18 protein-coding genes and 4 tRNA genes are annotated in these 21,796 nt (G+C 54.7%); all 22 read left to right on the top strand.

The features are described from left to right. Window positions 1-209: 209 nt before the first annotated feature. Window positions 210-1,169 (top strand): bifunctional biotin--[acetyl-CoA-carboxylase] ligase/biotin operon repressor BirA, encoded by a 960-nt coding sequence (gene birA, locus ACN1C3_RS14820; protein WP_419116561.1) that lies wholly within the window; start codon window positions 210-212, stop codon window positions 1,167-1,169. Further along, window positions 1,159-1,908: a pantothenate kinase gene (locus ACN1C3_RS14825; RefSeq protein WP_419116562.1), complete on the top strand. Its 750-nt coding sequence runs from the start codon at window positions 1,159-1,161 to the stop codon at window positions 1,906-1,908. Before birA ends, ACN1C3_RS14825 begins: the two co-directional genes overlap by 11 nt. Window positions 1,909-1,915: 7 nt before the next feature. Beyond that, window positions 1,916-2,353 carry a hypothetical protein gene (locus ACN1C3_RS14830; RefSeq protein ID WP_419116563.1) on the top strand — a complete coding sequence of 146 codons (438 nt, stop codon included), beginning with the start codon at window positions 1,916-1,918 and terminating at the stop codon, window positions 2,351-2,353. 143 nt (window positions 2,354-2,496) lie between these two features. Then, window positions 2,497-2,581: transfer RNA gene (locus ACN1C3_RS14835), tRNA-Tyr, on the top strand. Between the two features lie 25 nt (window positions 2,582-2,606). After that, a tRNA-Gly gene (locus ACN1C3_RS14840) sits at window positions 2,607-2,680 on the top strand. 26 nt (window positions 2,681-2,706) lie between these two features. Next, window positions 2,707-2,782 (top strand) — tRNA-Thr (locus ACN1C3_RS14845). An 84-nt stretch (window positions 2,783-2,866) separates the two neighbouring features. Further along, entirely contained in the window at window positions 2,867-4,060 is a 1,194-nt protein-coding gene (gene tuf, locus ACN1C3_RS14850; RefSeq protein ID WP_150804250.1) for an elongation factor Tu, read from the top strand. A gap of 54 nt (window positions 4,061-4,114) precedes the next feature. Next, window positions 4,115-4,190: transfer RNA gene (locus ACN1C3_RS14855), tRNA-Trp, on the top strand. A 45-nt stretch (window positions 4,191-4,235) separates the two neighbouring features. Then, the gene (secE, locus tag ACN1C3_RS14860) at window positions 4,236-4,604 is read left to right on the top strand and encodes a preprotein translocase subunit SecE (RefSeq protein WP_419116564.1); all 369 of its coding nucleotides are present in this window, start codon (window positions 4,236-4,238) and stop codon (window positions 4,602-4,604) included. A gap of 9 nt (window positions 4,605-4,613) precedes the next feature. Next, window positions 4,614-5,147 (top strand): transcription termination/antitermination protein NusG, encoded by a 534-nt coding sequence (nusG, locus tag ACN1C3_RS14865; RefSeq protein ID WP_004883648.1) that lies wholly within the window; start codon window positions 4,614-4,616, stop codon window positions 5,145-5,147. A 118-nt stretch (window positions 5,148-5,265) separates the two neighbouring features. After that, the gene (gene rplK, locus ACN1C3_RS14870) at window positions 5,266-5,697 is read left to right on the top strand and encodes a 50S ribosomal protein L11 (RefSeq protein WP_003176435.1); all 432 of its coding nucleotides are present in this window, start codon (window positions 5,266-5,268) and stop codon (window positions 5,695-5,697) included. Next, entirely contained in the window at window positions 5,697-6,392 is a 696-nt protein-coding gene (gene rplA, locus ACN1C3_RS14875) for a 50S ribosomal protein L1 (protein WP_032884532.1), read from the top strand. The genes rplK and rplA overlap by 1 nt, the downstream gene beginning before the upstream one ends. Window positions 6,393-6,590: 198 nt before the next feature. Then, window positions 6,591-7,091: a 50S ribosomal protein L10 gene (gene rplJ, locus ACN1C3_RS14880; protein WP_419116565.1), complete on the top strand. Its 501-nt coding sequence runs from the start codon at window positions 6,591-6,593 to the stop codon at window positions 7,089-7,091. Window positions 7,092-7,170: 79 nt separating this feature from the next. After that, window positions 7,171-7,536 carry a 50S ribosomal protein L7/L12 gene (gene rplL, locus ACN1C3_RS14885; RefSeq protein ID WP_419116566.1) on the top strand — a complete coding sequence of 122 codons (366 nt, stop codon included), beginning with the start codon at window positions 7,171-7,173 and terminating at the stop codon, window positions 7,534-7,536. A 220-nt stretch (window positions 7,537-7,756) separates the two neighbouring features. Then, on the top strand, window positions 7,757-11,830 hold the full coding sequence (rpoB, locus tag ACN1C3_RS14890; protein ID WP_419116567.1) for a DNA-directed RNA polymerase subunit beta: 4,074 nt from the start codon (window positions 7,757-7,759) through the stop codon (window positions 11,828-11,830). A 64-nt stretch (window positions 11,831-11,894) separates the two neighbouring features. Further along, window positions 11,895-16,094, top strand: a complete 4,200-nt coding sequence (gene rpoC / locus ACN1C3_RS14895) for a DNA-directed RNA polymerase subunit beta' (protein WP_419116568.1) — start codon at window positions 11,895-11,897, stop codon at window positions 16,092-16,094. A gap of 216 nt (window positions 16,095-16,310) precedes the next feature. Further along, entirely contained in the window at window positions 16,311-16,682 is a 372-nt protein-coding gene (gene rpsL / locus ACN1C3_RS14900; protein WP_002555494.1) for a 30S ribosomal protein S12, read from the top strand. A gap of 118 nt (window positions 16,683-16,800) precedes the next feature. Then, window positions 16,801-17,271, top strand: coding sequence for a 30S ribosomal protein S7 (gene rpsG, locus ACN1C3_RS14905; RefSeq protein ID WP_010490886.1), 471 nt, complete (start codon window positions 16,801-16,803; stop codon window positions 17,269-17,271). Window positions 17,272-17,301: 30 nt separating this feature from the next. Then, window positions 17,302-19,404, top strand: coding sequence for an elongation factor G (fusA, locus tag ACN1C3_RS14910; protein WP_419116569.1), 2,103 nt, complete (start codon window positions 17,302-17,304; stop codon window positions 19,402-19,404). Between the two features lie 30 nt (window positions 19,405-19,434). After that, window positions 19,435-20,628, top strand: a complete 1,194-nt coding sequence (tuf, locus tag ACN1C3_RS14915; RefSeq protein ID WP_419116570.1) for an elongation factor Tu — start codon at window positions 19,435-19,437, stop codon at window positions 20,626-20,628. A 140-nt stretch (window positions 20,629-20,768) separates the two neighbouring features. Continuing rightward, window positions 20,769-21,080, top strand: a complete 312-nt coding sequence (gene rpsJ, locus ACN1C3_RS14920) for a 30S ribosomal protein S10 (protein ID WP_003186070.1) — start codon at window positions 20,769-20,771, stop codon at window positions 21,078-21,080. Between the two features lie 80 nt (window positions 21,081-21,160). After that, window positions 21,161-21,796 carry a 50S ribosomal protein L3 gene (gene rplC, locus ACN1C3_RS14925; protein ID WP_003186059.1) on the top strand — a complete coding sequence of 212 codons (636 nt, stop codon included), beginning with the start codon at window positions 21,161-21,163 and terminating at the stop codon, window positions 21,794-21,796.

A 21,796-nucleotide genomic window follows, 5' to 3' on the forward strand; every position in this document is an offset into this window, starting at 1 on the left:
ACTCAGCAGTGAAACGATGCATCGCCGATGGTAGTGTGGGGTTTCCCCATGTGAGAGTAGGTCATCGTCAAGATTAACTTCCGAAACCCCTATCTGCTTCTGCAGGTAGGGGTTTTGTTTTGCGCGCAAGAAACTCAGTCTTTTACGCTTTCTATGCAACGACTCTAGGCATGGCTATCATGCGTGCCTCATTGTGAGGCGGGATGTGCATGCTGACATTGTTAAAGCTTCTGAAGGATGGTCGATTTCACTCGGGACAGGCGCTTGGTGCTGCTTTAGGCATCAGTCGTAGTGCTGTGTGGAAACAGCTTCAGCATTTGGAGGCGGACCTGGATCTGTCCATTCACAAGGTGCGTGGTCGTGGCTATCAATTGGCTACACCGCTGACGCTTCTAGATCCTGCCGAGATCGCCAGCCAGGCCCGCGCATGCATATGGCCGGTGATGGTTTTCGACTCTATCGATTCCACTAACGCACAAGCCCTACGTTCCATCGATAAGGGGGTGGTCGCGCCATTTATTGTGCTTGCAGAGCGGCAAACTGCTGGGCGGGGTCGGCGGGGTCGAAAGTGGGCAAGCCCTTTCGCAGAAAACATCTACTACAGCCTGGTGCTGCGTATAGATGGAGGTATGCGACAGCTTGAAGGTCTCAGTCTCGTCGTCGGCTTGGCTGTAATGCAGACCCTGCGCGAGTCAGGGGTGCGGGGCGCGGGCCTGAAATGGCCGAATGATGTCCTGGTTGGTCAGAAAAAGATTGCCGGTATATTGCTGGAGTTGGTCGGAGATCCTGCTGATGTGTGTCACGTCGTCTTGGGTGTGGGCGTCAACGTGAATATGCAGGCGACCGAGGAGGTAGATCAGCAGTGGACCTCAATGCGACTCGAGTCGGGTAATACTTTCGATCGCAATCATCTAGTGGCTAGCCTGGGAATGATGCTTCAGAGGTATTTGAATCGTCATCAGGAGTCCGGCTTTGCGGCCATCCAGGCCGAATGGGAGCAGAATCACCTATGGCAAGGATGCGCGGTTTCGTTGATTGCTGGAGTTAACCAGATTGATGGCATTGTAATGGGCATTGATCGGCAGGGCGGGTTGCGTTTGAAGGTGGGTAATGTGGAGAAAGTCTTCAATGGCGGTGAGCTCAGCCTGAGGTTGCGCAATGATTCTTGAGCTCGACTGCGGTAACAGCTTCATTAAGTGGCGCGTGCTTTTTGCTGATGCAGTCGGTGTATTTGCCGAGGGTGTGGTCGATTCGGATCTCGCATTGCTCAATAGCTTGCGTGAGTGTAATGGGTTGGCTCTGAAGCACTGTCGGTTAGTAAGTGTTCGGACCAATGCAGAAACCGGTGCGCTTATTTCATCGCTGGGTGATGCGTTCGGCATATCTGTTGCCTGCGCGGTGCCGGCTCGTGAAATGTCTGGAGTTCGTAACGGTTATGAGGAATACGAACGGTTAGGTCTTGACCGCTGGCTTGCAATGCTCGGAGGGTTTCATCTGGCGTCCGGAGCTTGCGTGGTGCTCGATTTTGGTACTGCGGTGACGGCTGACTTCATTGCTGCGGATGGCGAGCACCTGGGAGGCTTTATCTGCCCGGGGATGCCGTTGATGCGTAACCAGTTACGGACCCATACACGGCGAATCCGCTATGACGATCTCGCGGCTGAGCGCGCACTGGAAAAGCTGGTGCCGGGCATCACAACGGTCGAGGCGGTCGAGCGTGGTTGCTCGCTGATGTTGAGGGGCTTCGTCCTGACCCAGCTGGAGCTGGCGCGTAGCTATTGGGGTAAGAATTTTGTTGTGTTTCTCACTGGTGGTGATGCTGGGCTGGTTTCAGGGGTTGTGCCTGAGGCTAGGGTTGTCCCGGATCTTGTCTTTGTAGGCTTGGCTATGGCGTGCCCCTTGTCCTGAGGTTTTTATGCGTTGGTTGTTTCTGCTGTTGCTGGTTCTTAATGGGTTCTATTACGTCTGGCATCAGCAAGAAGCACCTTTGCGGGCAAAAGAGGTGATGCCGCTTACCCTGTATCGTGGTTCGCAGCAGGACATCCGGCTGCTGAGTGAGTCGGCTGATAGCGTGGCGAAGGTCAAGCCAGCTGATGCGGATAGCAATTGCCTCTATGTGGGAGGCTTTGCTCGTCAGGAAGCTGCTCAGATGCTTGAGCGGCGGCTGGGAGGTCTGGATATCAAGGCCCGATTGCAGTCGGTTGGCCTCGTTGATTCTGCGGGTTACTGGCTGCGCGTGGCGCCGGAGAGTCGGCATCTCGCGGATGATTCGCTTCTGCAAAACCTTGCCAAAGAATTCAATGAGTTAAAATATAAAATAATGCCGTGCGAAGGCATTGCAACTGTCGAATAGTTTGCATAGAATGGCGCCCGCTTCGCAGTGATGATCTCTTGGGATCAAAGGTGTGAAGTGATAGTCAACGCAGCTAACCTCAGGTTTTTAATGAGAAAATGCTTGACAGAAGGGTGGCATGATATAGAATGCTGCCTCGCTTAGGAGGGGTTCCCGAGCGGCCAAAGGGATCAGACTGTAAATCTGACGTCTACGACTTCGAAGGTTCGAATCCTTCCCCCTCCACCATTTTTAGCGTGAGCTGCAAGCTTACGCGGGTATAGTTTAGTGGTAGAACCTCAGCCTTCCAAGCTGATGATGCGGGTTCGATTCCCGCTACCCGCTCCAAGTTTGCAGGTTGTGCAAAGTGTTTCGCTCTTGTAGCTCAGTTGGTAGAGCACACCCTTGGTAAGGGTGAGGTCAGCGGTTCGAATCCGCTCAAGAGCTCCATATAACAAGGCAGATATGAAAATATCTGCCTTTGTTTTAATGGATGGTTTGACTTGCTTAATTCTTCTCCTGGGGGTGATTTCGATGGCTAAGGAAAAGTTCGAACGTAATAAGCCGCACGTCAATGTTGGTACCATTGGTCACGTTGACCACGGTAAAACCACCTTGACGGCTGCCCTGACTCGCGTTTGCTCCGAAGTTTTCGGTAGCGCGAAGGTCGACTTCGACAAGATCGATAGTGCCCCGGAAGAAAAAGCTCGTGGTATCACCATTAATACCGCTCACGTTGAGTACGATTCGGCTGTGCGTCACTACGCACACGTTGACTGTCCTGGTCACGCCGACTACGTAAAAAACATGATTACCGGTGCTGCTCAGATGGATGGCGCAATCCTGGTTTGCTCGGCCGCTGATGGTCCGATGCCGCAAACCCGTGAGCACATCCTGTTGTCTCGTCAGGTTGGCGTTCCGTACATCGTTGTCTTCCTGAACAAGGCTGATATGGTTGACGACGCTGAGCTGCTGGAGCTGGTTGAGATGGAAGTGCGCGATCTGCTGAGCACTTACGATTTCCCGGGTGACGACACTCCGATCATCATCGGTTCCGCTCTGATGGCTCTGAACGGCCAAGACGACAACGAAATGGGCACTACTGCCGTTCGTAAGTTGGTTGAGACTCTGGATAGCTACATTCCAGAGCCGGTTCGTGCAATCGACAAACCGTTCCTGATGCCAATCGAAGACGTATTTTCGATCTCCGGTCGTGGCACTGTGGTAACTGGTCGTATCGAGCGCGGAATCGTCAAGATTCAGGAAGAAATCGAAATTGTTGGTTTGCGTGACACCATCAAGACTACCTGTACGGGTGTCGAGATGTTCCGCAAGCTGCTCGACGAAGGTCGTGCTGGCGAAAACTGCGGTGTGCTGCTGCGCGGCACCAAGCGTGACGATGTTGAGCGTGGCCAGGTGTTGGTCAAGCCGGGCAGCGTCAAGCCGCACACCAAGTTCGTTGCTGAAGTTTACGTTCTGAGCAAGGAAGAGGGCGGTCGTCATACTCCGTTCTTCAAAGGCTACCGTCCACAGTTCTACTTCCGTACGACTGATGTGACTGGTAACTGTGAGTTGCCAGAAGGCGTTGAAATGGTAATGCCAGGTGATAACGTTCAGATGACCGTTACCCTGATCAAGACCATTGCGATGGAGGATGGCCTGCGTTTCGCCATTCGTGAAGGCGGTCGTACCGTCGGCGCTGGTGTCGTGGCAAAAGTCATCGAGTAAGTTGTTGAAGTATCTTTGTCGGGCCGACATAATGGTCGGCCTGATTTTGTTTTTAGGTCAGTAGCTCAATTGGCAGAGCGACGGTCTCCAAAACCGTAGGTTGGGGGTTCGATTCCCTCCTGACCTGCCAGATTCACTCGGTGTGTCTGGCTTTCTTTTCACAGGATTTTCTTAGATGACTCCCAAGGCTGAAGCTCTAGGTTCTCGCTTCGATCTGCTTAAGTGGCTTGTAGTAGTCGCTTTGGTGGTTGTTGGTGTTGTGGGTAATCATCATTACTCCGGTTCGCCAATCCTGTACCGCGTACTCGCTCTGCTCGTCATTGCTGCTGTAGCTGCTTTTGTAGGCCTACAGACTGTCAAGGGCAAGTCTTTCTTTGTACTGGTTAAGGAAGCTCGCACCGAAATCCGTAAAGTCGTGTGGCCAACTCGCCAAGAAACCACGCAGACCACATTGATTGTTGTGGCTGTTGTTCTGGTTATGGCGTTGCTGCTGTGGGGGCTTGATTCCCTGCTCGGCTGGCTTGTTTCCTTGATTGTTGGCTAAGGATGTCCCGTGGCTAAGCGTTGGTACGTTGTGCATGCTTACTCGGGTTACGAGAAGCATGTTATGCGCTCGTTGGTCGAGCGTGTAAAGCTGGCTGGCATGGAAGAAGGCTTTGGCGAAATTCTGGTTCCCACTGAAGAAGTGGTTGAAATGCGTAATGGCCAGAAACGCAAAAGCGAACGTAAATTCTTCCCGGGTTATGTGCTGGTCCAGATGGACATGAATGAGGGTACTTGGCACTTGGTCAAGGATACTCCTCGCGTGATGGGTTTCATCGGCGGAACTGCCGACAAGCCTGCGCCAATCACTGACAAGGAAGCGGAAGCAATTCTGCGCCGTGTTGCTGATGGTAGCGACAAGCCGAAGCCGAAGACTTTGTTCGAGCCAGGTGAAGTTGTACGCGTGACTGATGGTCCGTTTGCGGATTTCAACGGTACTGTCGAAGAAGTTAACTACGAAAAGAGCCGGATCCAAGTGGCAGTGCTCATTTTCGGTCGCTCTACTCCGGTAGAGCTAGAGTTCAGTCAGGTCGAAAAGGCATAACTGAACAAGCATCCCATACCCCGCAGCCCTAGGCTGTGGGGTTTTGTCGTCACTGGGATAAACGCGCAAGTAACCGGGGAGCCTTTCGAGGCGTTCGAACCCGTAATTGGAGTGCCTCATGGCCAAGAAGATTACCGCTTACATCAAGCTGCAAGTGAAGGCCGCTCAGGCCAACCCAAGCCCACCCGTCGGTCCAGCTCTGGGTCAGCACGGCGTGAACATCATGGAATTCTGCAAAGCCTTCAACGCCCGTACTCAGGGTCTTGAGCCAGGTCTGCCGACTCCAGTGATCATCACTGTATACAGCGACCGTAGCTTCACCTTCGAAACCAAGTCGACCCCGGCTTCGGTTCTGTTGAAGAAGGCTGCTGGTTTGACTAGCGGTTCCGCTCGTCCGAACACTGTTAAGGTTGGCACCGTTACCCGTGCTCAGCTGGAAGAAATCGCGAAAACCAAAAACGCGGATCTGACTGCAGCTGATATGGATGCAGCCGTGCGTACTATCGCCGGTTCTGCTCGTAGCATGGGCCTTAACGTGGAGGGTGTGTAATGGCTAAGCTGACCAAGCGCCAAAAGGCTATCGCCGGCAAAATCGAAGCAGGCAAGGCCTACAGCTTTGTAGACGCTGCTGCTCTGCTGACCGAGCTGTCGACTGTCAAGTTCAGCGAGTCGGTTGACGTCGCTGTAAATCTGGGTGTTGACCCGCGTAAATCCGACCAGGTTGTTCGTAGCGCTACTGTGCTGCCACACGGCACTGGCAAGACTGTTCGCGTTGCTGTCTTCACTCAGGGTCCAGCTGCTGAAGCTGCTCTGGCTGCGGGTGCTGATCGCGTAGGTATGGACGATCTGGCTGCCGAAATGAAAGGCGGCGACCTGAACTATGACGTCGTTATTGCTTCCCCGGATGCAATGCGTGTTGTCGGTCAGTTGGGTCAGATCCTCGGTCCACGTGGTCTGATGCCTAACCCGAAAGTCGGCACCGTTACCCCGGACGTCGCTACCGCGGTTAAAAATGCCAAGGCTGGTCAGGTTCGTTATCGCACCGACAAAAACGGCATCATTCACACTTCCGTTGGCAAGGTCGGTTTCGACGCCGTTAAGCTGAAGGAAAACGTTGAAGCCCTGATCGCTGATCTGAAGCGTATCAAACCAGCTTCCTCGAAAGGCATCTACGTCAAGCGCGTTACCCTGAGCACCACTATGGGCCCAGGTCTGGTCATCGACCAAGGCTCGCTGGACGTATAAGACATAGATTGGCGCAAGCGATTGAGCCACTCGAAAAATTGGGGTCCCTGCCTGGCGGGGGCTATCCAAGACCGTAGGCGACGCAAGTCTTAAACCTCAAGCCTACGCAGATGGTGCTCCCGGTTCCTTACCGAATCAGACACCAAAACGACATTCGGCCTCGGCTGGATGAAACGGTAACAAGCAGGAGTTAAACCCGTGGCAATTAAACTTGAAGACAAGAAGGCCATCGTCGCTGAAGTCAACAAGGCTGCCCAAGTTGCTCTGTCCGCTGTCGTGGCTGATGCCCGTGGCGTAACAGTAGGCGCTATGACCGGACTCCGTAAAGAGGCTCGTGAAGCTGGCGTTTACGTACGTGTTGTACGTAACACCCTGCTCAAGCGCGCCGTTGCTGGCACTCAATATGACGTGCTCAACGACGTGTTCACAGGCCCGACCCTGGTTGCGTTCTCCAACGAACATCCTGGCGCTGCTGCCCGTTTGTTCAAGGAATTCGCCAAAGGTCAGGATAAGTTCGAGATCAAGGCAGCTGCGTTCGAGGGCAAGTTCCTCGCAGCTAACCAGATCGACGTACTGGCAACTCTGCCGACCCGTGACGAAGCAATTTCTCAGCTGATGAGCGTGATCCAAGGCGCAACCAGCAAATTGGCTCGTACTCTGGCGGCTATTCGCGACCAAAAAGAAGCTGCAGCAGCCTAAGGCTCAGCACCTCCTTTCGCGTTTTTTGTTTATTTCGATGGTCGCGTAGGCCGTCCACCCAATACAGGAAATTAGAGTCATGTCTCTGACTAACGAGCAAATCCTTGACGCAATCGGCGCGAAATCCGTTATGGAAATCGTTGAACTGATCAAGGCAATGGAAGAGAAGTTCGGCGTTACCGCTGCTGCTGCTTCCGCTGGCCCAGCTGTAGCTGCCGCCGTTGTTGAAGAACAAACTGAATTCAACGTCATGCTGCTGGAAGCTGGCGAGAAGAAAGTTAACGTGATCAAGGCTGTACGTGAGCTGACCGGTCTGGGCTTGAAAGAAGCCAAGGCTGTAGTTGACGGCGCTCCAGGCATGGTTCTGGAAGCTGTAGCTAAAGACGCTGCTGACAAAGCCAAGGCTACCTTGGAAGAAGCAGGCGCTAAAGTCGAGCTGAAATAAGCATCGACCTTGCGTCTCCAGCCCAAGCGTTAAGCAGAAGGCTGATGGCTGGTGGCTCTTGCCACCGGCCTTTTTCCGTTATTGGCAATCGACTCGGTCGTCGCCACTAACGCGCTGTAACCACCCGATGCGGTGGCGCAAACCATGGGGTTTGCAAGATTTTCTGGCTGCTCCCGTCGGGAGGGGCCAAACAAGCAGGTGACCAAGCTGGGGAACGCTGATGGCTTACTCATATACTGAGAAAAAACGTATCCGCAAGGACTTTAGCAAGTTGCCGGACGTCATGGATGTGCCGTATCTCCTGGCAATCCAGCTGGATTCGTATCGTGAATTCTTGCAGGCGGGAGCGACTAAAGATCAGTTCCGCGACGTGGGCCTGCATGCGGCCTTCAAATCCGTTTTCCCGATCATCAGCTACTCCGGCAATGCTGCGCTGGAGTACGTCGGTTATCGCCTGGGCGAACCGGCATTTGATGTCAAAGAATGCGTGCTGCGCGGTGTCACGTACGCCGTACCTTTGCGGGTAAAAGTTCGTCTGATCATTTTCGACAAAGAATCGTCGAACAAAGCGATCAAGGACATCAAAGAGCAAGAAGTCTACATGGGTGAAATCCCCCTGATGACTGAGAACGGTACCTTCGTAATCAACGGTACCGAGCGCGTAATCGTTTCCCAGTTGCACCGTTCCCCGGGCGTGTTCTTCGACCACGACCGCGGCAAGACGCACAGCTCCGGTAAACTGCTGTACTCCGCGCGTATCATCCCTTACCGCGGTTCGTGGTTGGACTTTGAGTTCGATCCGAAAGACTGCGTGTTCGTGCGTATCGACCGTCGTCGCAAGCTGCCTGCATCGGTACTGCTGCGTGCGCTCGGCTACACCACTGAACAAGTGCTCGACGCGTTCTACACCACCAACGTATTCCATGTGCAGGGCGAAAGCATCAGCCTGGAGCTGGTGCCTCAGCGTCTGCGTGGTGAAATCGCTGTCATCGATATCCTGGATGACAAGGGCAAGGTTATTGTCGAGCAGGGTCGCCGTATCACCGCTCGCCACATTAACCAGCTGGAAAAAGCCGGGATCAAAGAGTTGGTTATGCCCTTGGACTACGTCCTTGGCCGCACTACCGCCAAGGTCATCGTGCATCCGGCAACCGGCGAAATCCTGGCTGAGTGCAATACCGAGCTGAACACCGAGATCCTCGCGAAGATCGCCAAGTCTCAGGTTGTTCGCATCGAAACTCTGTACACCAACGATATCGACTGCGGTCCGTTCGTCTCCGACACTCTGAAGATCGACTCCACCAGTAACCAATTGGAAGCGCTGGTAGAGATCTATCGCATGATGCGTCCTGGCGAGCCGCCAACCAAAGACGCTGCCGAGACCCTGTTCAACAACCTGTTCTTCAGCCCTGAGCGCTATGACCTGTCTGCGGTCGGCCGGATGAAGTTCAACCGTCGTATCGGTCGTACCGAGATCGAAGGTTCGGGCGTGTTGTGCAAAGAAGATATCGTTGCGGTCCTCAAGACTCTGGTTGATATCCGTAACGGCAAAGGCATTGTCGATGACATCGACCACCTGGGTAACCGCCGTGTTCGCTGCGTAGGCGAAATGGCTGAAAACCAGTTCCGCGTTGGCCTGGTACGTGTTGAGCGTGCGGTCAAAGAGCGTCTGTCGATGGCTGAAAGCGAAGGCCTGATGCCGCAAGACCTGATCAACGCCAAGCCAGTGGCTGCGGCAGTGAAAGAGTTCTTCGGTTCCAGCCAGCTGTCCCAGTTCATGGACCAGAACAACCCGCTGTCCGAGATTACCCACAAGCGTCGCGTCTCTGCACTCGGCCCTGGCGGTTTGACTCGTGAGCGTGCTGGCTTTGAAGTTCGTGACGTACACCCGACTCACTATGGTCGTGTGTGCCCGATTGAAACGCCGGAAGGTCCGAACATCGGTCTGATCAACTCCTTGGCGGCCTATGCGCGCACCAACCAGTACGGCTTCCTTGAGAGCCCGTACCGTGTGGTGAAAGACGCTCTGGTCACCGACGAGATCGTGTTCCTGTCCGCCATCGAAGAAGCTGATCACGTGATCGCTCAGGCTTCGGCCACGATGAACGACAAGAAAATGCTGATCGACGAGCTGGTAGCTGTTCGTCACTTGAACGAGTTCACCGTCAAGGCGCCGGAAGACGTCACCTTGATGGACGTTTCACCGAAGCAGGTAGTTTCGGTTGCTGCGTCGCTGATCCCGTTCCTCGAGCACGATGACGCCAACCGTGCGTTGATGGGTTCGAACATGCAGCGTCAGGCTGTACCGACCCTGCGTGCCGACAAGCCGCTGGTGGGTACCGGCATGGAACGTAACGTTGCCCGTGACTCCGGCGTTTGCGTCGTGGCTCGTCGTGGCGGTGTGATCGACTCCGTAGACGCTAGCCGTATCGTGGTTCGTGTTGCTGATGACGAAGTTGAAACCGGTGAAGCTGGTGTCGACATCTACAACCTGACCAAGTACACCCGCTCCAACCAGAACACCTGCATTAACCAGCGTCCGCTGGTTCGCAAGGGTGATCGGGTTCAGCGCAGCGACATCATGGCTGATGGTCCGTCCACCGATATGGGTGAGCTGGCTTTGGGTCAGAACATGCGCATCGCGTTCATGGCCTGGAACGGTTACAACTTCGAAGACTCCATCTGCCTGTCCGAACGCGTTGTTCAGGAAGATCGCTTCACCACGATCCACATCCAGGAACTGACCTGTGTGGCACGTGACACCAAGCTTGGGCCAGAGGAAATCACTGCAGACATCCCGAACGTGGGTGAAGCTGCACTGAACAAGCTGGACGAAGCCGGTATCGTTTATGTAGGTGCTGAAGTTGGCGCCGGCGACATTCTGGTCGGTAAGGTCACTCCGAAAGGCGAGACCCAGCTGACTCCAGAAGAAAAGCTGTTGCGTGCAATCTTCGGTGAAAAAGCCAGCGACGTTAAAGACACCTCCCTGCGTGTACCTACTGGCACCAAGGGTACCGTCATCGACGTACAGGTCTTCACTCGTGACGGCGTCGAGCGTGATGCTCGCGCTCTGTCCATCGAGAAGACTCAGCTCGACGAGATCCGCAAGGACCTGAACGAAGAGTTCCGTATCGTTGAAGGCGCGACTTTCGAACGTCTGCGTTCCGCTCTGGTCGGCCATAAAGCCGAAGGCGGCGCCGGTCTGAAGAAAGGTCAGGAAATCACCGACGAAATTCTCGACGGTCTTGAGCATGGTCAGTGGTTCAAACTGCGCATGGCTGAAGATGCTCTGAACGAGCAGCTCGAGAAGGCTCAGGCCTACATCGTTGATCGCCGCCGTCTGTTGGACGACAAGTTCGAAGACAAGAAGCGCAAACTGCAGCAGGGCGATGACCTGGCTCCAGGCGTGCTCAAAATCGTCAAGGTTTACCTGGCAATCCGTCGCCGCATCCAGCCGGGCGACAAGATGGCCGGTCGTCACGGTAACAAAGGTGTGGTCTCCGTGATCATGCCGGTTGAAGACATGCCGCACGATGCCAATGGCACCCCGGTCGACGTCGTCCTCAACCCGTTGGGCGTACCTTCGCGTATGAACGTTGGTCAGATCCTCGAAACCCACCTGGGCCTAGCGGCCAAAGGTCTGGGTGAGAAGATCAACCGTATGATCGAAGAACAGCGCAAGGTTGCTGACCTGCGCAAGTTCCTGCACGAGATCTACAACGAGATCGGCGGTCGTAACGAAGATCTGGACAGCTTCTCCGACCAGGAAATCCTGGATCTGGCGAAGAACCTGCGTGGCGGCGTTCCAATGGCCACTCCAGTGTTCGACGGTGCCAAGGAAAGCGAAATCAAGGCCATGCTGAAACTGGCGGACCTGCCAGAAAGCGGCCAGATGCAGCTGACTGACGGCCGTACCGGCAATAAGTTCGAGCGCCCGGTTACTGTTGGCTACATGTACATGCTGAAGCTGAACCACTTGGTAGACGACAAGATGCACGCTCGTTCTACCGGTTCGTACAGCCTGGTTACCCAGCAGCCGCTGGGTGGTAAGGCGCAGTTCGGTGGTCAGCGTTTCGGGGAGATGGAGGTCTGGGCACTGGAAGCATACGGTGCTGCATACACTCTGCAAGAAATGCTCACAGTGAAGTCGGACGATGTGAACGGTCGGACCAAGATGTACAAAAACATCGTGGACGGCGATCACCGTATGGAGCCGGGCATGCCCGAGTCTTTCAACGTGTTGATCAAAGAAATTCGTTCCCTCGGCATCGATATCGATCTGGAAACCGAATAACACGTGACGCGAATCGAGAGCGGGGCAGGATTGCCCGCTCTCTGCTCCGCCAGGAGGAAAGGCCTTGAAAGACCTACTGAATTTGCTGAAAAACCAGGGTCAAGTCGAAGAGTTCGACGCCATCCGTATTGGATTGGCATCGCCTGAGATGATCCGTTCGTGGTCGTTCGGTGAAGTTAAAAAGCCGGAAACCATCAACTACCGTACGTTCAAACCTGAGCGTGACGGCCTGTTCTGCGCCAAGATCTTTGGCCCGGTAAAGGATTACGAGTGCCTGTGCGGTAAGTACAAGCGCTTGAAGCATCGTGGTGTGATCTGCGAGAAGTGCGGTGTCGAAGTCGCGCTGGCTAAAGTTCGTCGTGAGCGCATGGCGCACATCGAACTGGCCTCGCCAGTTGCCCACATCTGGTTCCTGAAATCGCTGCCGTCCCGTATCGGCCTGCTGATGGACATGACCCTGCGTGATATCGAGCGCGTTCTCTACTTCGAGAGCTATGTCGTTATCGATCCAGGCATGACCACCCTTGAAAAAGGTCAGCTGCTCAACGACGAGCAGTACTTCGAAGCGCTGGAAGAGTTCGGCGATGATTTCGATGCCCGCATGGGTGCCGAAGCTGTCCGTGAGCTGCTGCACGCTATCGACCTGGAGCACGAGATTGGCCGTCTGCGCGAAGAAATTCCGCAAACCAACTCTGAAACCAAAATCAAGAAGCTGTCCAAGCGTCTGAAGTTGATGGAAGCCTTCCAGGGTTCCGGCAACCTTCCAGAGTGGATGGTGCTGACCGTTCTGCCGGTTCTGCCGCCAGATCTGCGTCCACTGGTTCCGTTGGATGGCGGTCGTTTCGCGACTTCCGACCTCAACGACCTGTATCGTCGAGTGATCAACCGTAACAACCGTTTGAAGCGCCTGCTTGATCTGTCCGCTCCGGACATCATCGTGCGCAACGAAAAACGTATGTTGCAGGAAGCGGTCGACGCCTTGCTCGACAACGGTCGTCGTGGTCGCGCTATCACCGGTTCCAACAAGCGTCCTCTGAAATCCCTGGCTGACATGATCAAGGGTAAGCAGGGTCGTTTCCGTCAGAACTTGCTCGGCAAGCGTGTTGACTATTCCGGTCGTTCGGTAATTACCGTAGGTCCGACCCTGCGTCTGCACCAGTGCGGTCTGCCGAAGAAAATGGCTCTCGAGCTGTTCAAACCGTTCATTTTCGGTAAGTTGGAAATGCGTGGCCTGGCCACCACCATCAAAGCTGCGAAGAAAATGGTTGAGCGCGAGCTGCCAGAGGTTTGGGACGTTCTCGCTGAAGTGATTCGCGAACACCCGGTACTCCTCAACCGTGCACCGACCCTTCACCGTCTGGGTATCCAGGCGTTTGAACCGGTACTGATCGAAGGTAAGGCTATCCAGCTGCACCCGTTGGTCTGTGCTGCGTACAACGCCGACTTCGACGGCGACCAAATGGCCGTGCACGTACCGCTGACACTGGAAGCCCAGTTGGAAGCGCGTGCGTTGATGATGTCGACCAACAACATTCTGTCGCCAGCTAACGGTGAGCCAATCATCGTTCCGTCGCAGGACGTTGTATTGGGTCTGTACTACATGACTCGTGAAGCGATCAACGCCAAAGGCGAAGGTCGTGTGTTCGCGGATCTGCAGGAAGTTGACCGTGTATTCCGCGCCGGCGAAGCCGCGCTGCATGCCAAAGTCAAAGTGCGGATCAACGAAACCGTCAACGATCGTGATGGTGGCAGCGTCAAGAACACCCGTATTGTCGACACTACTGTCGGCCGTGCGCTGTTGTTCCAGGTCGTTCCACCAGGCCTGTCGTACGACGTGGTCAACCAGCCGATGAAGAAAAAGGCGATCTCCAAGCTGATCAACCAGTGCTACCGCGTGGTTGGTTTGAAAGAGACCGTGATCTTCGCTGACCAGTTGATGTACACCGGTTTTGCCTATTCGACCATTTCCGGCGTTTCCATCGGTGTTAACGACTTCGTTATCCCTGATGAGAAGGCGGCCATCATCGGTGCTGCTACCGATGAAGTGAAAGAAATCGAAAGTCAGTACGCCTCCGGCCTGGTAACCCAGGGCGAGAAGTACAACAAAGTGATCGACCTTTGGTCCAAGGCGAACGACGAAGTTTCCAAGGCGATGATGTCGAACCTCTCGAAAGAGAAGGTGATCGACCGTCACGGCGTCGAAGTCGACCAAGAGTCCTTCAACTCGATGTACATGATGGCCGACTCGGGCGCACGGGGTTCTGCTGCGCAGATCCGTCAGCTCGCCGGTATGCGTGGTCTGATGGCCAAGCCGGACGGTTCCATCATTGAAACGCCGATTACTGCGAACTTCCGTGAAGGTTTGAGCGTACTTCAGTACTTCATCTCTACTCACGGTGCTCGTAAAGGTTTGGCGGATACCGCGTTGAAAACTGCGAACTCCGGTTACCTGACTCGTCGTCTGGTAGACGTAGCGCAGGATCTGGTTGTTACCGAGATCGATTGCGGCACCGAACACGGTCTGTTGATGACTCCGCACATCGAAGGCGGCGACGTTGTAGAGCCGTTGGGTGAGCGCGTATTGGGTCGTGTTATTGCTCGCGACGTATTCAAGCCGGGTACTGAGGACGTTATCGTTCCTGCCGGCACTCTGGTCGACGAGAAGTGGGTCGAGTTCATCGAGCTGAACAGCATCGACGAAGTGATCGTGCGTTCGCCGATCAGCTGCGAAACCCGCTACGGCATCTGCGCCAAGTGCTACGGCCGTGACTTGGCTCGTGGTCACCAGGTGAACATCGGTGAAGCTGTCGGCGTTATTGCTGCTCAGTCGATCGGTGAGCCAGGTACACAGCTGACGATGCGTACGTTCCACATCGGTGGTGCGGCAAGCCGGACCTCTGCTGCTGACAGCGTTCAGGTGAAGAATGGCGGTACTGTCCGTCTGCACAACCTGAAGCACGTTGAGCGAGTGGATGGTCACCTGGTTGCTGTGTCCCGTTCCGGTGAGCTGGCAATCGCTGATGACTACGGTCGTGAGCGTGAGCGTTACAAGCTGCCGTACGGTGCTGTGATTTCTGTGAAAGAGGGTGACAAGGTCGACGCTGGCGCAATCGTGGCCAAGTGGGATCCGCACACTCACCCAATCGTTACCGAAATGAAAGGTACCGTGACCTACGTGGGCATGGAAGAAGGCATCACGATCAAGCGTCAGACTGACGAATTGACCGGTATGACCAACATTGAAGTCCTCGATGCCAAAGACCGTCCAGCTGCCGGCAAGGACATCCGTCCAGCCGTTAAGATGGTTGGTGTGGATGGCAAGGATCTGCTGTTGCCGGGTACCGACGTACCGGCTCAGTACTTCCTGCCGGCTAACGCCTTGGTTGGTGTGGCGGATGGTGTGCAGGTTGCGATCGGTGATGTTATCGCTCGTATCCCGCAAGAAACTTCGAAAACTCGCGACATCACCGGTGGTCTGCCGCGTGTTGCCGACTTGTTCGAAGCCCGTCGTCCGAAAGAAGCCTCGATTCTGGCTGAAGTCAGCGGCACCATCGCGTTCGGTAAAGAGACCAAAGGCAAGCGCCGTCTGGTCATTACCCCGAACGACGGCAGTGATCCGTACGAAGAGCTGATTCCGAAGTGGCGTCACCTGAACGTCTTCGAAGGTGAACAGGTTAACCGCGGCGAAGTTATCTCCGACGGTCCGAGCGATCCACACGACATCCTGCGTCTGCTGGGTGTGAGTGCGCTGGCCAAGTACATCGTTAACGAGATCCAGGACGTTTATCGTCTGCAAGGCGTGAAGATCAACGATAAGCACATCGAGACCATCCTGCGTCAGATGCTGCGTAAAGTTGAAATCGCTGAATCTGGCGATTCCACCTTCATCAAGGGCGACCAGATGGAGTTGACTCACGTTTTGGTCGAGAACGAGCGTTTGAGCGCCGACGAGAAATTCGTGTCCAAGTTCACTCGCGTTCTGCTGGGTATCACCAAGGCCTCTTTGTCCACCGAATCGTTCATCTCGGCAGCCTCTTTCCAAGAGACTACCCGTGTACTGACCGAGGCGGCGGTAACCGGCAAGCGCGATTACCTGCGCGGCCTGAAAGAAAACGTTGTCGTGGGTCGTTTGATCCCTGCCGGTACCGGTCTGGCTTATCACAGCGAGCGCAAGCGTCGTCGTGAAGCTGACAAACCGTTGCGCGTGAGCGCCAGTGAAGTGGAAGCTGCACTGACCGAAGCGCTGAACTCGAGCGGTAACTGAGTTCTGCGGTAAATAAGCGCCGGGCCCTGGCTGCCCCGTTCAGCGGATCGAGACATTTTGTCGAGGTTCGTTGAGCGGGGAGGTCGGGGCCTTGCCTTGACTGGGGGCAAGATCCTCTTTAGACTCTTGTACCCCTAAATTTGGCGGGAATTCGTTCCTGCCATTTTGCTTTTCTTGCAAGACAATAGCGTCGCAAGACAACAGTGGAGCTAGTAGATGGCAACTATCAACCAGCTGGTACGTCAGCCGCGTAAGCGTATCGTCGAGAAATCCGACGTGCCTGCGCTGCAGAACTGCCCGCAACGTCGTGGCGTATGCACCCGTGTGTATACCACCACGCCGAAAAAACCTAACTCGGCACTGCGTAAAGTATGCCGTGTGCGTCTGACCAACGGTTTCGAGGTTTCCTCGTACATCGGCGGTGAAGGCCACAACCTGCAAGAGCACAGCGTGGTACTGATCCGCGGCGGTCGTGTAAAAGACTTGCCAGGTGTTCGTTACCACACCGTTCGCGGTTCTTTGGATACTTCCGGCGTTAAAGGTCGTAACCAGGGTCGTTCGAAGTACGGTACCAAGAAGCCTAAGTAGTAGCGGCTTTTTGTAAAAAACTGAATTCTATTTTTCTGAGTCGATAAGAGTAAGGTCGGAGGCGTCCCGAAAGGGCACCGATTCCGAGCGAACCTGAAGACCGTTTGAGGGCTTATCCATGCCAAGAAGACGCGTAGCAGCCAAGCGCGAAGTGCTTGACGATCCAAAATACGGAAGCCAAATCCTGGCCAAGTTCATGAACCACGTAATGGAAAGCGGCAAGAAAGCCGTTGCCGAGCGTATCGTTTATGGCGCGCTGGACAAGGTTAAAGAACGCAAGAACAGCGATCCCCTGGAAATCTTCGAGAAAGCTCTCGACGCCATCGCTCCGCTGGTCGAAGTGAAGTCGCGCCGTGTAGGCGGTGCTACTTACCAGGTTCCGGTCGAAGTTCGTCCGTCCCGTCGTAACGCCCTGGCAATGCGCTGGTTGGTAGACTTCGCCCGTAAGCGCGGCGAGAAATCTATGGCCCTGCGTTTGGCTGGCGAACTGTTGGACGCTGCTGAAGGTAAAGGTGCTGCAGTTAAGAAGCGTGAAGACGTGCACCGTATGGCTGAAGCCAACAAGGCTTTCTCGCACTACCGCTTCTAATTTTAGCGTCACTAATTTTGCGAGGGCTTTATGGCTCGTACTACTCCGATTAACCGCTACCGTAACATTGGTATCGTTGCCCACGTGGATGCTGGTAAAACCACCACCACCGAGCGCGTCCTTTTTTACACTGGCGTAAACCACAAAATGGGCGAGGTGCATGACGGCGCCGCGACCATGGACTGGATGGTGCAGGAGCAGGAGCGTGGTATCACTATCACCTCCGCTGCAACCACGGCCTTCTGGTCGGGTTCTGCCAAGCAGTTCGACAAGTATCGCTTCAACATCATCGATACCCCGGGCCACGTTGACTTCACCATTGAAGTAGAGCGCTCGTTGCGCGTACTCGACGGCGCGGTCGTTGTGTTCTGTGGTACTTCGGGTGTTGAGCCTCAGTCGGAAACCGTATGGCGTCAAGCCAACAAATACGGCGTTCCACGTCTTGTTTACGTAAACAAGATGGACCGTGCTGGTGCGAACTTCCTGCGTGTGATCGGTCAGATCAAGCAGCGTCTGGGTCACACTCCGGTGCCAATCCAGTTGGCTATCGGTTCGGAAGATAACTTCCAGGGTCAGATCGATCTGATCAACATGGAAGCGGTCTACTGGGATGACGCTGACAAGGGTATGGCTCCTCGTCGTGAAGCAATTCCGGCGGACATGCTCGAGCTGGCTGAAGAATGGCGCAGCAACATGGTCGAGGCTGCGGCCGAAGCCAACGAAGAGCTGATGAACAAGTACCTCGAAGGTGAAGAGCTCACCATCGACGAAATCAAGTCTGCTCTGCGTCAGCGCACCATTGCTGGTGAGATCGTTCTGGCTGTTTGCGGTTCGTCGTTCAAGAACAAGGGTGTTCCACTGGTTCTCGACGCCGTTATCGACTACCTGCCGGCACCGGTCGACATTCCTGCCATCAAGGGTACCGACCCGGATGACGAGACTGTTGAAATGGAGCGTCATGCAGATGACAGCGAACCGTTCTCCGCTCTGGCATTCAAGATCGCTACTGACCCATTCGTGGGTACCTTGACCTTTGCTCGTGTTTATTCGGGCGTGTTGAGCTCCGGCGACGGCGTGATCAACTCGGTTAAAGGCAAGAAAGAGCGCGTGGGTCGTATGGTGCAAATGCACGCAAACACCCGCGAAGAGATCAAAGAAGTACGCGCTGGCGACATCGCGGCCCTGATCGGCATGAAGGATGTCACCACCGGTGACACCCTGTGCTCCGCTGACAAGCCAATCATCCTGGTTCGTATGGACTTCCCGGAGCCGGTTATTTCGGTTGCTGTTGAGCCTAAGACCAAGGATGACCAGGAAAAAATGGGTATCGCTCTGGGCAAACTTGCTCAGGAAGATCCATCTTTCCGCGTTAAAACTGATGAAGAGACTGGTCAGACGATCATCTCTGGCATGGGCGAGTTGCACCTGGACATCCTGGTTGACCGGATGCGCCGTGAGTTCAACGTCGAAGCCAACATCGGTAAGCCGCAGGTTTCCTATCGTGAGCGCATCACGAAGAGCTGTGAGATCGAAGGCAAATTCGTTCGCCAGTCCGGCGGTCGTGGTCAGTTCGGCCATTGCTGGATCCGTTTTGCTCCTGCTGACGAAGGTCAGGAAGGTCTGCAATTCGTGAACGAAGTAGTGGGTGGTGTGGTTCCTAAGGAATACATCCCGGCTATCCAGAAGGGTATCGAAGAGCAGATGAAGAACGGCGTAGTTGCCGGCTATCCGCTGATCGGCCTGAAGGCTACCGTTTTTGATGGTTCTTACCACGACGTCGACTCCAACGAGATGGCGTTCAAGGTGGCTGCGTCCATGGCAACCAAGCAATTGGCTACCAAGGGTGGTGGTGAGCTGCTAGAGCCGATCATGGCTGTAGAGGTTGTTACACCTGAGGACTATATGGGTGACGTGATGGGTGACCTGAACCGTCGTCGCGGCATGATCTTGGGTATGGAAGACACGGTTTCCGGCAAAGTGATTCGTGCCGAGGTTCCGCTGGGTGAGATGTTCGGTTATGCGACCGACGTCCGTTCCATGTCTCAGGGTCGCGCAAGCTACTCTATGGAATTCAAAAAATACGATACGGCTCCTGCGCACGTCGCTGAAGCTGTTACTAAAAAACAAGGCTGATTCAGCCCTTTAGGCAAGGAGTTAATTGTCGTGGCTAAAGAGAAATTTGAACGTAGCAAACCACACGTCAACGTTGGCACCATTGGTCACGTTGACCATGGTAAAACCACGCTGACCGCTGCTCTGACTCGCGTTTGCTCCGAAGTTTTCGGTAGCGCCGTTGTAGCTTTCGACAAGATCGACAGCGCTCCGGAAGAGAAGGCTCGTGGTATCACCATCAACACTGCGCACGTTGAGTACAACTCTGCGATTCGTCACTACGCTCACGTTGACTGCCCAGGTCACGCTGACTATGTGAAGAACATGATCACTGGTGCTGCCCAGATGGACGGCGCGATCCTGGTTTGCTCGGCTGCCGATGGTCCGATGCCGCAAACTCGTGAACACATCCTGCTGTCCCGTCAGGTTGGCGTTCCGTACATCGTTGTCTTCCTGAACAAGGCTGACATGGTTGACGACGCTGAGCTGCTGGAACTGGTTGAGATGGAAGTGCGCGATCTGCTGAGCACTTACGACTTCCCGGGCGACGACACTCCGATCATCATCGGTTCTGCTCTGATGGCTCTGAACGGTCAAGACGACAACGAAATGGGCACCACTGCCGTTCGTAAGCTCGTTGAGACTCTGGATAGCTACATTCCAGATCCAGTACGTGCTATCGACAAGCCGTTCCTGATGCCAATCGAAGACGTATTCTCGATCTCCGGTCGTGGCACCGTGGTAACTGGCCGTATCGAGCGTGGCATCATCAAGATCCAGGAAGAACTGGAAATCGTTGGTCTGCGTGATACCGTCAAGACTACCTGTACTGGTGTTGAGATGTTCCGTAAGCTGCTCGACGAAGGTCGTGCTGGCGAGAACTGCGGCGTGCTGCTGCGCGGCACCAAGCGTGACGACGTTGAGCGTGGCCAGGTTCTGGTCAAGCCAGGTTCGGTCAAGCCGCACACTACGTTCACTGCAGAAGTTTACGTTCTGAGCAAAGAAGAAGGCGGCCGTCATACTCCGTTCTTCAAAGGCTACCGTCCACAGTTCTACTTCCGTACAACTGACGTGACTGGTAACTGTGAGCTGCCAGAAGGCGTTGAGATGGTAATGCCAGGTGATAACATTCAAATGACTGTTACCCTGATCAAAACCATCGCGATGGAAGAAGGCCTGCGTTTCGCTATTCGTGAAGGCGGTCGTACCGTCGGCGCTGGCGTCGTAGCCAAAATCATCGCGTAAGCGTTGATTGATGAAAAAGCCCCCGCTTGCGGGGGCTTTTTTATTGGGTTGACACTATGTTGGCCCGTCTATAGAATTGCGCCTCCTTTTAACGGGCGTATTGCGCTCGGTGGGAATAGCAGCCTGGAGTCTGAAATCCAATGCAAAATCAGCAAATCCGTATCAGGTTGAAGGCTTTTGACCATCGCCTGATCGACCAATCCACCCAGGAAATCGTGGAAACCGCGAAACGTACTGGTGCTCAAGTGCGTGGTCCAATTCCACTGCCTACCCGTAAAGAGCGGTTCACCGTTCTGGTCTCCCCGCACGTCAACAAAGACGCGCGTGACCAGTACGAGATCCGTACTCATAAGCGCGTACTGGACATCGTCCAGCCAACGGATAAAACCGTTGATGCACTTATGAAGCTTGATCTTGCGGCCGGTGTGGAAGTGCAGATCAGCCTCGGCTAAGACTCGGTCTTAGTCGTGTAACGCTCTGAAATGGGCGGCCATAGCGGGTGAAAGCCCCGTACACTCATGAGGTTTACAACATGACTATTGGTGTAGTCGGTCGTAAATGCGGTATGACCCGTATTTTCACCGAAGAAGGTGTCTCCATTCCGGTCACGGTCATTGAGATCGAGCCGAATCGCGTCACCCAGTTCAAAACTGAAGAAACCGATGGCTATCGTGCAGTGCAAGTCACTGTCGGTGAGCGTCGTGCTTCGCGTGTGACTGCTGCTCAAGCAGGTCACTTCGCTAAAGCAAACGTTGCAGCTGGTCGTACCGTAATGGAATTCCGCCTTGAAGAAGGCGAGTACCAGGCAGGCGATCTGATCAACGCTGAAATCTTCGCCGCTGGTCAGCTGGTTGATGTAACCGGTCAGTCCAAAGGTAAAGGCTTCCAGGGTACGATCAAGCGTTGGAATTTCCGTGGCCAAGATAACACCCACGGTAACTCCGTTTCCCACCGCGTCCCGGGCTCTATTGGCCAGTGCCAGACTCCTGGTCGTGTATTCAAGGGCAAAAAAATGTCCGGTCATATGGGCGCTGAGCGCGTGACCGTGCAGTCCCTCGAAGTAGTGCGCGTCGACGCTGAACGCAATCTGTTGTTGGTCAAGGGTGCTGTTCCTGGCGCTACTGGCGGCAACCTGGTTGTACGTCCAGCGGCCAAGGCTCGCGGTTAA

Source organism: Pseudomonas sp. H11T01, from assembly GCF_048515765.1.
In the GTDB taxonomy this organism is placed as follows: Bacteria; Pseudomonadota; Gammaproteobacteria; order Pseudomonadales; family Pseudomonadaceae; genus Aquipseudomonas.